This is a genomic window from Streptomyces javensis, assembly GCF_039525925.1.
Classification (GTDB): domain Bacteria; phylum Actinomycetota; class Actinomycetes; order Streptomycetales; family Streptomycetaceae; genus Streptomyces; species Streptomyces asiaticus.
Genome location: NZ_BAAAIF010000002.1, coordinates 327,343 through 336,796, shown reverse-complemented (window position 1 = coordinate 336,796; position 9,454 = coordinate 327,343). Strand labels below are relative to the sequence as shown.

Below are 9,454 nucleotides of genomic sequence, written 5' to 3'. Positions count from 1 at the left end.
GACGCCCGGACGCCACCGCATCCGACAACCGCTCCAACACCACCAACCCCGCACCCTCAGAAAACCCCGTCCCATCCGCACCCTCACCAAACGACTTACACCGACCATCCACCGCCAACCCCCGCTGCCGCGAAAACTCCACGAACAGCGCGGGGACCGCCTGGACCGCGACACCGCCGGCCAGTGCCAGGTCACACTCCCCGCGGCGCAGCGACTCACCCGCCAGATGCAACGCCACCAGCGAGGACGAGCAGGCCGTGTCGACGGTGAGCGCGGGACCGGTCAGGCCGAACGTGTAGGCGACGCGCCCGGATATCACACTGGACACATTGCCGATCATGACCTCCGACGCATCGTCGGCGAGCGTGTCGTAGCCCTGGTAGGAGGCGCCCACGAACACCCCGGTCGGCCCGCCGTGCAGCGTTTCCGGGACGATGCGGGCGTCTTCGAGCGCCTCCCAGGCGACCTCCAGCGCGAGTCGCTGCTGCGGGTCCATTCCCCGTGCCTCGCGCGGTGAGACGCCGAAGAACGCCGGGTCGAAATCACCCGCCCCGTCGAGGAACGCCCCGCGCTCGGTCAGGCTGTCCCCCGGCTCGAGCCGCCAGCCGCGGTCCCTGGGGAAGTCCGAGGTGGCGTCCACCTCGCCCGCCACCAGCTCCCACAGGTCCTCGGGGGTCCGGACCCCGCCGGGATACCGGCAGGCCATGCCCACGATGGCGAGCGGTTCGGGGGTCGCGGACTCCAGCTCGCGCACCCGGGTGCGCAGGGTGTGCAGTTCCGAGGTCGCCAGCCGCAGGTAGTCGCGAAGCTTGTCGTGGTCAGCCATCCGCCCGAGTCCTTGGTCGCGTGTGCCGTGTGGGGTTGCCGTGGTCGCGGGGTCACCAGGTGACCGGCAGCGCGCTGACGCCGTTCACCAGTCGTTCGATGCGCCACGGCACCTGGTCGGCGGGGACGGCCAGGCGAAGTCGGGGGAAGCGGCGCACCAGCGTGGTGAGCACCATCTGGAGTTCCGCCCTGGCCAGTTGGTGGCCCAGGCAGTGGTGGGCGCCGTGGCCGAAGGCGATGTGGGCCCGTGCGTCGCGGTCGAAGTCGATGCGGTCGGCGTTCTCGAAGACCGTCTCGTCCCGGTTGCCCGCGGCCACGTGCACGATCACCACGTCTCCCGCCCGGACGAGGGTGCCGCCCAGCTCGACGTCCTCGGTGGCCATCCGGGGGAAGTTGCCCGCCGTGGCGAGCGGGGTGTACCGCAGGAGCTCCTCGACCGCCTGGGGCACCAGCTTCGGGTCGTCGACCAGCCGCTGCCACAGCTCGGGGCGGCTCAGCAGCAGGAAGAGGAAGTTGCCGATCTGGTTGGCCGTGGTCTCGTGTCCGGCCAGCAGCAGGGTCATGCCGAAGACGACGAGTTCTTGCTCGCTGAGCCGCTGGTCCTGGTCCCTGGCCTGGATCAGCCTGCTCAGCAGGTCGTCGGCGGGGGCGGCGCGGCGCTCGGCGATGAGCTCGGCGAGGTAGGCGATGAGGCCGTCCCTGGCCTTGACGATCAGTTCGAGGTCGGTGGAGACCACGGACATGATGTCGTCGGTCCACTGGGCGAACCTCGCGTGGTCGCCGATCGGCACACCGAGCAGTCGGCAGATCACCCGCACCGGCAGGGGCCAGGTCAGTGCCTGGGCGAGGTCCGCCGTGGTGCCGCCCGCCTCGATCCGGTCGAGCAGGTCGTCAATGATCTCGTCGATCGCCGGGCGCAGCTGCTCGACCTGGCGCATGGTGAACGCCTGCGCCACCAGCCTGCGCAGCCTCGTGTGGTCGGGAGGGTCCATGGAGAGGATGGACATGTCGGTCTCGATCGCGGGCGTACTGCGCGCGACGTCCTTCCCCAGGGTGGCCGTGCGGCTGAACCGGGGGTCGGAGAGCACGACCTTGATGTCGTCGTAGCGGGTGACCAGCCAGCCCGGGCTGCCGTAGGGCATCTGCACCCGGGTCAGCGTCCCGGCCCGGCGGGCCCGTTCATAGGCGGGGTCCTCGTCGAGTCCGAGCTGCGGGCCGAACGGGTAGGTGTGGATCTGGTTGTCGACAGCGGTCATCGCGGGGGTCTCCTCGGGATGGGGCATGGGCGGGCGACGCGGGTCCGGGCGTGGTGCTGGGGCGTGGCGCTGGGCGTGGTCCTAGGCCGGGTCCTGGGCCTGGTCCCGGTCGATGAAGCTGAACATCTCCTCGTCGCTCGCCGAGGCGAAGTGGTCCGTGGCGAGTGCCGGCGGGCGTCGGCGGCTGAGCAGTGCCTCCATACCGCTCAGCAGTGTGCCCTGCTCGTCGGGCCCCGCCTCGTCGAGCAGGGTTTCCAGGCGGGCCAGCAGCTCCGCGGCGTCGGGGCCGTCACCGCCGAGCCGTCCGGCGAGGTGCTCGCCCAGTTCGGTCACGGTGGGGAAGTCGAACACCACGGTCACGGGCATGCTCAGGCCAGTGAGTTCGGTGAGCCGGTTGCGCAGCCGTACCGAGGTGAGCGAGTCGAAGCCGAGTTCGCTGAAGGCACGGCGCGGGTCGACGGCCACCGTGTCGTCGTGCCCGAGCGCGTCCGCGACCTCGGCATGGACGAGGTCCCGCAGCTTCGCGGTGCGCCGCACCGCGTCGAGCCCGGCGAGCAGGGTGCGCAGATCGGCCGCGTCGGGCCGGGACACGGCCGCCGGGCCGCGGGCCTCGGGCAGCTCGTGCAGCAGGGTGCCGAGGCCGTCGCGGGTGTGGGCGGGCACGCGGTTCCAGTCGGCGTCGAACACGGCGACGGTGGTGTCCTCGCGGTTGAGCGCGTGCTCCAGCGCGACCAGCGCGGCCTTGGCGGGCATGGCGGTCAGGCCCATGCGCCGCAGCCGTTCGTCGCCCACCACATGTGTGGCCAGGCCCTCGCCCGCCCATGCGCCCCAGGCCACGGCCAGGGCCTGTTCACCGGCCGCCCGGCGGGCGACGGCGAGGGCGTCGAGCATGGCGTTCGCCGCCGCGTACGCACCGAGACCGGGCACTCCGAACACCCCGGATATCGAGGAGAACAGCACGAAGGCGGACAGGCCGCGACCGCGCGTCAGCTCGTCCAGCACCTGGGCCCCGCGCACCTTGGCCCTGGCGACCGTGGCGAAACCGTCCGGGGTGAGCGTGTCCAGCACACCGTCGTCGAGGCTTGCGGCCAGGTGGAAGACGCTGGTGACCGGGTGCTCGTCGAACACGGCGGCCATCCGCTCCCGGTCGGCGACGTCCGCCGCGACGAACGTGACGCGGGCACCGGCCTGTTCGCACGCCTCGCGCAGTGTCTCGGCACCGGGCGCGTCGGGCCCGCGACGGCTGAGCAGGATGAGGTGGTCCGCGCCACGGCCCGCCGCCCAGCGGGCGACTTCCGCTCCGAGCCCGCCGGTGCCACCGGTGATCAGGACCGTTCCCTCAGGTGTCCAGGCTCGGGCGGGCGCGTCGGGGGCCGCCCGGACGAGCCTGCGCCCGTACAGCCCGGTGGACCGGATCGCCACCTGGTTCTCGGCCTTCTCCTCGGTGAGCAGGGACCGCAGCCGGGCGGCCGCCGCCTCGTCCAGCTCCGCGGGGAGGTCGACCAGGCCGCCCCAGTGCGTGGGGTACTCCCAGGCGGCGACCCGGCCCAGCCCCCACACTCCCGCCTGGTCGGCCCACGGCCGGGGGTCGGCGGAGCCGACGGCCACCGCGGCGCGGGTGGCGATCCAGGTCGGCATGGCCAGTCCGGCGTCGTCGAGGGCCTGAAGCATGGCCGCGGCCTCCACGGGAGTCCCGGGCGTGAGGAGGGCTCCGTCGGCGGGCGGCTGAGCGCGCAGCCGCCCGGCGAGCTCCGCGCGCGGTGCCTCCGCCGACACCTGGACGGCCTGTTCGCCGAGCGCCCGCACGATCGACTCGGTCCATGCGGTGCCGGGGGCGCCGGTGGCCCCGGTGGCGCCGAGCACGAGCCAGCGTCCCGGTTCGGCTGCGGCCGGAGGCTCGGGCAGCGGGGACCAGTCGATCCGGTGGCGCCAGCGGTCCGTGGCGGAGACCCGGTCACGGGGTGAGGTGACCCAGAAGTGCTGGTGCTGGAAGGCGTACGTGGGCAGGTCCACCACGCGGGCGCCGGGGTAGGCGGGCCGCCAGTCCACGGACACACCGTGTGCGAACGCCTCCCCCAGCGCCCGGTACACGCGGTCGAGTGTTCCCTCGCCGCGTCGCAGGGTACCCAGCGCCACAGTGTCCGCCGTCTCCTCGATCGACGTGGTCAGCACCGGGTGCGGGCTCATCTCCAGGAAGAGCCGGAACCCGCCCGCCACCAGCCCCGACACCGCACCATGGAAGTCCACCGGCTCGCGCAGGTTGGTGTACCAGTACTCCGCGTCCATGATCGACCCGTCGATCGGGCCACCCGCCACCGAGCTGTGGACCGGGACCGTACCCACGGCGGGGGTGATCGGCCCCAGGGCCGCCAGCAGCTCCTCGCGAAGGTCCTGGACCGCCGGGGAGTGCGAGGCGTAGTCCACCGCGATCCGACGCGCTCGCGGCTCCCGCTCCACCAGGGCCGCCACCGCCTCGGACGTCCCCGAGACCACCACCGACTCCGGACCGTTCACCGCCGCCACCACAAGCCCATCGCCAAACGGCGCGATCAGGCCCTCCACCTCGGCCAACGGCAGTGGCAGCGACACCATCCCGCCGCGCCCCGCAAGCCTCCGCGCGATCAGCCTCGACCGCACACACACCACCCGCGCCGCATCCTCCAGCGACAACACCCCCGCCACACACGCCGCCGCGATCTCCCCCTGCGAATGCCCCACCACCGCCGCGGGCTCCACCCCGAACGAACGCCACACCTCCGCCAGCGACACCATCACCGCCCACAACACCGGCTGCACCACATCCACCCGCCCCAACGCCACCTCATCACCCAGCACATCCAGCAACGACCAGTCCACGAACGGCGCCAACGCCGCCGCACACTCCTCCATCCGCTCCGCGAACACCGGCGACGACGCCAACAGCTCCACCGCCATGCCCACCCACTGCGCCCCCTGCCCCGGGAACACCAACACCGGACGGGGGCCGGGGATGCGCATGGCCTGGTCCTGGGTGGCGATCCGGTCGAGGTCGTCCGGGCCGAAGGCCACGGCGCGGCAGGCGAGAGCGGTGCGCGAGGTCGTGAGCGACAGCCCCACATCGACCGGACGCAGACCGGGACGGTCACGTAGGTGCGCGGCCAGCCGGGCCGCCTGCGCCCGCAGGGCCTCAGGGGTACGGCCGGAGAGCGGCCAGGGCACCCCGGTCGGCCCGGTGTCGAGGGCAGACGCCTCGTCAGGGCGGTCGGGCCCCTGTTCCAGGATGAGGTGCACGTTGGTGCCGGACACGCCGAACGAGGACACCCCGGCACGCCGTGGCCTGTCGTTCTCCGGCCACGCCAGCGTCTCGGTCAGCACCCGGACCCCGGCGGGCCAGTCCACGGTGGGCGCCGGTTCGGTCACGTGCAGGGTGCGGGGCATGAGCCGGTGCGCCAGGGCGGACACCGTCTTGATCACGCCGCCGATGCCGGCCGCCGCGGCGGCATGGCCGATGTTCGACTTCATCGAGCCCAGCCACAGCGGCTGTTCACGGTCCTGGCCGTACGCGGCGATCAGGGCGTTGGCCTCGATGGGGTCGCCGAGCACCGTGCCGGTGCCGTGTGCCTCGACCATGTCGACGTCCCGCGGGCGCAGGCGCGCGTTCGCCAGCGCCTGCCGGATCACCCGCTGCTGTGCCACTCCGTTGGGGGCGGACAGCCCGTTGGACGCGCCGTCCTGGTTGACCGCCGAACCACGCAGCACGGCGAGCACCCGGTGGCCATTGCGGGTGGCCGCGGACAGCCGTTCCAGCACCACGAGCCCGGCGCCCTCGGCCCAGCCGGTCCCGTCCGCCTCCGCCGAGAACGCCTTGCACCGGCCGTCCGCGGCCAGGCCGCCCTGATGGGTGAACTCCTCGTAGGCGAACGGCGTCGCCATCACGGCGACACCGCCCGCCAGGGCGAGGGTGCTCTCCCCGCTGCGTACGGATTGGGCGGCCATGTGCAGCGCCACCAGCGAGGACGAGCACGCGGTGTCCACCGTGACCGCGGGCCCCTTCAGGTCCAGCGTGTACGCGATGCGGCCGGACAGCACGGCGGACATCTTGCCGGTGAGGACCAGGCCGCCGAGTTCCGCGTTCTCCCCGTCGGCCGCCCCCAGGTACTCCTGCTGGGAAGCGCCCACGAACACGCCCGTCGCGCTGGAACGCAAGGTGCTCGGGTCGATCCCGGTCCGCTCCACCGCCTCCCACGCCGTCTCCAGCAGCACGCGCTGCTGGGGGTCCATGGCAAGCGCCTCACGCGGGCTGATGCCGAAGAACTCGGCGTCGAACCCGGCCGCGTCATGCAGGAACCCACCCTGCGTGGTCGCACTGTCCAGCATCAGCCGGTCGAGATCCCAGCCGCGGTCGGTCGGGAACGCGGACACGACGTCCCGCTCGTCGACGACGAGACGCCACAGCCCTTCGGGGTCCGCGACGCCACCGGGGTACCGGCACGCCATGCCGACGATGACCACCGGGTCGCCGTCGTCCGCGGCGACCGTACGCCGGACCGGGGCGTCGGTGACCCCGGCCAGGAACGCGGCGACCGCGGCCGGTGTGGGGTGGTCGAAGGCGAGGCTGATCGGCAGGTCGAGGCCGGTGGCGTCGCTGAGGGCCGTGCGCAGCTGGGTCGCGGTCAGCGAGTCGAGCCCGAGGTCGGAGAAGGCCCGGTCGGCCGGGACATCGGCGGCCCGTCGATGGCCGAGCACGGCCGCGACATGCCCGCGGACCAGGTCCAGCATGTCGTGGGGGCCTTCGGACTGCGGGGTGTCATCGACGGTGCCGACAGGATCCGTGGGCCAGAAGCGACTGCGCTGGAAGGCGTACGTGGGCAGATCCACACGAGTGGCATGGGGGAAGACGGCACTCCAGTCGACCGGTACTCCATGCACATGGGCGGTGCCCAGGGCACGGACGAACTGGCCGAGGCCACCTTCGCCACGCCTCAGGGTGCCCAGGACAGCGATCGTCGCTCCGGCGGCCTCCGCGGTCCGCTCGACGCTCATGGTGAGTACGGGGTGCGGGCTCATCTCCAGGAACACCTGGCGGCCCGCTGCCAGTAGGGCCGAGACGGCGCCGGTGAAGTCGACCGGCTGCCGCAGGTTGGTGTACCAGTACTCCGCGTCCATGGTCGACCCGTCGATCGGGCCACCCGTCACCGAGCTGTGGACCGGGACCGTACCCACGGCGGGGGTGATCGGCCCCAGGGCCGCCAGCAACTCCTCGCGAAGGTCCTGGACCGCAGGGGAGTGCGAGGCGTAGTCCACCGCGATCCGACGGGCCCGCGGCTCCCGCTCCACCAGGGCCGCCACCGCCTCGGACGTCCCCGAGACCACCACCGACTCCGGACCATTCACCGCCGCCACCACAAGCCCATCGCCAAACGGCGCGATCAGGCCCTCCACCTCGGCCAACGGCAGTGGCAGCGACACCATCCCGCCGCGCCCCGCAAGCCTCCGCGCGATCAGCCTCGACCGCACACACACCACCCGCGCCGCATCCTCCAGCGACAACACCCCCGCCACACACGCCGCCGCGATCTCCCCCTGCGAATGCCCCACCACCGCCGCGGGCTCCACCCCGAACGAACGCCACAACCGCGCCAGCGACACCATCACCGCGAACAGAGCAGGCTGCACCACATCCACCCGCCCCAACGCCACCTCATCACCCAGCACATCCGCCAACGACCAGTCCACGAACGGCGCCAACGCCGCCGCACACTCCTCCATCGCCTCCGCGAACACCGGCGACGACCCCAACAGCTCCACCGCCATGCCCACCCACTGCGCCCCCTGCCCCGGAAACACCAACACCGGACCGGTTGCCGACAGTGCCGTTCCCCGTACGACGTCCGCCGACGGTTCGCCCTCGGCCAGGGCACGCAGGCCCTCGCGGCTGGTGACCAGGGCCCGTCGTGCGAAGTGGGTGCGCGAGAGGGCCAGCGCGGAGCCGATGTCCCGGGCGGACAGCGTGCGGCCGCTCACATACGCGTCGAGCAGCCTCGCCTGCTCACGCAGCGCTGACGTGTCCTGGCCGGACAGCACCCACGGGCTCGGCCCCTCATCCGAGGACTCGGTCTGCGGCTGTGGCGCGGCCTGCTCGACGATCACGTGCGCGTTGGTGCCGGAGATGCCGAACGACGAGACTCCGGCGCGCCGTGGCCGATCGGTCCCCGGCCACGGCCGCGCGGTCGTGACCAGTTCGACGGCGCCGTCCGCCCAGTCCACGCGGGAGCTCGCCCGGCTCACATGCAGCGTCGCCGGGACGATCCCGTGCCGCAGCGCGCCCACCATCTTGATCACGCCGCCGACCCCGGCCGCGGCCTGGGTGTGGCCGATGTTCGACTTCAACGACCCCAGCAGCAGGGGGCGTTCCCGGTCCTGGCCGTAGGTGGCCAGCAGCGCCCCGGCCTCGATCGGATCGCCCAGCCTGGTCCCGGTGCCGTGCGCCTCGACCACATCCACGTCGGACGGACGCAGACCGGCGTTGTCCAGTGCGCTGCTGAGCACGCGGCGCTGAGCGGAGCCATTGGGCGCGGTGAGGCCGTTGGACGCGCCGTCGGAGTTGACCGCCGAGCCCCGCAGCAGCGCCAGCACCTGGTGTCCCTCGCGTTCGGCGTCCGACAGCCGCTCCAGGACGAGCAGCCCCGCGCCCTCGGAGAAGCTGGTGCCATCGGCGTCGTCGGAGAACGACTTGCACCGGCCGTCGGGGGCCAGACCTTCCTGCTGGGTGAAGTCGATGAAGGCCGACGGCGTGGACATCACGGTCACCCCGCCCGCCAGGGCCAGGGAGCAGTCCCCCGACCGCAGCGCCAGCGTGGCCTGGTGCAGGGCGACCAGCGACGAGGAGCACGCCGTGTCGATGGTGACCGCCGGGCCTTCCAGGCCCAGGGTGTAGGCGATGCGGCCGGACATCACACTGCACGCGTTGCCCGTCGCGGAGAATCCGGGAGGCAGATCGGGCACCTGGTCGAGTACCGACTGGTAGTCCTGGTGCAGCGCGCCGACGAACACCCCCGTCCGGCTCCGGTGCAGGGTGCCGGGCACGATCCCGGCGCGTTCCAGCGCCTCCCAGGCCAGCTCGAGCAGCACCCGCTGCTGCGGATCGGTGGCCAGCGCCTCCCTCGGGGACATTCCGAAGAACGCCGGGTCGAACTCGGCCGCGTCGGGCAGGAATCCGCCGGAGCGGGTGCTCGACGGCACCTCGCCCCAGTCCCGGTCGGCGGGGAAGTCGGTGATCGCGTCACCGCCTGACTCGACGAGTTCCCACAGCTGCTCGGGGCTGCGCACACCGCCGGGGTACCGGCAGGCCATGCCGACGATCGCGATCGGTTCGCTGCGCGTGGCCAGGAGCT

2 protein-coding genes and 1 pseudogene are annotated in these 9,454 nt (G+C 72.7%); all 3 read right to left on the bottom strand.

Translation table 11 applies throughout. The features are described 5' to 3' along the window. Positions 1 to 826: beta-ketoacyl synthase N-terminal-like domain-containing protein (locus ABD329_RS04065; protein ID WP_344315954.1), on the bottom strand; the 826-nt coding region annotated here is incomplete at its 3' end. Between the two features lie 52 nt (positions 827 to 878). Beyond that, positions 879 to 2,081, bottom strand: coding sequence for a cytochrome P450 (locus tag ABD329_RS04060; RefSeq protein WP_198281419.1), 1,203 nt, complete (start codon positions 2,079 to 2,081; stop codon positions 879 to 881). Between the two features lie 369 nt (positions 2,082 to 2,450). Continuing rightward, positions 2,451 to 9,446: pseudogene (locus ABD329_RS04055) on the bottom strand (type I polyketide synthase); the annotation flags it as partial. Between the last annotated feature and the right edge of the window lie 8 nt (positions 9,447 to 9,454).

Bases quoted from the DNA above. Each gene is read 5' to 3' on its own strand.
- ABD329_RS04060 (WP_198281419.1), bottom strand. From the start codon at position 2,081: ATGACCGCTGTCGACAACCAGATCCACACCTACCCGTTCGGCCCGCAG.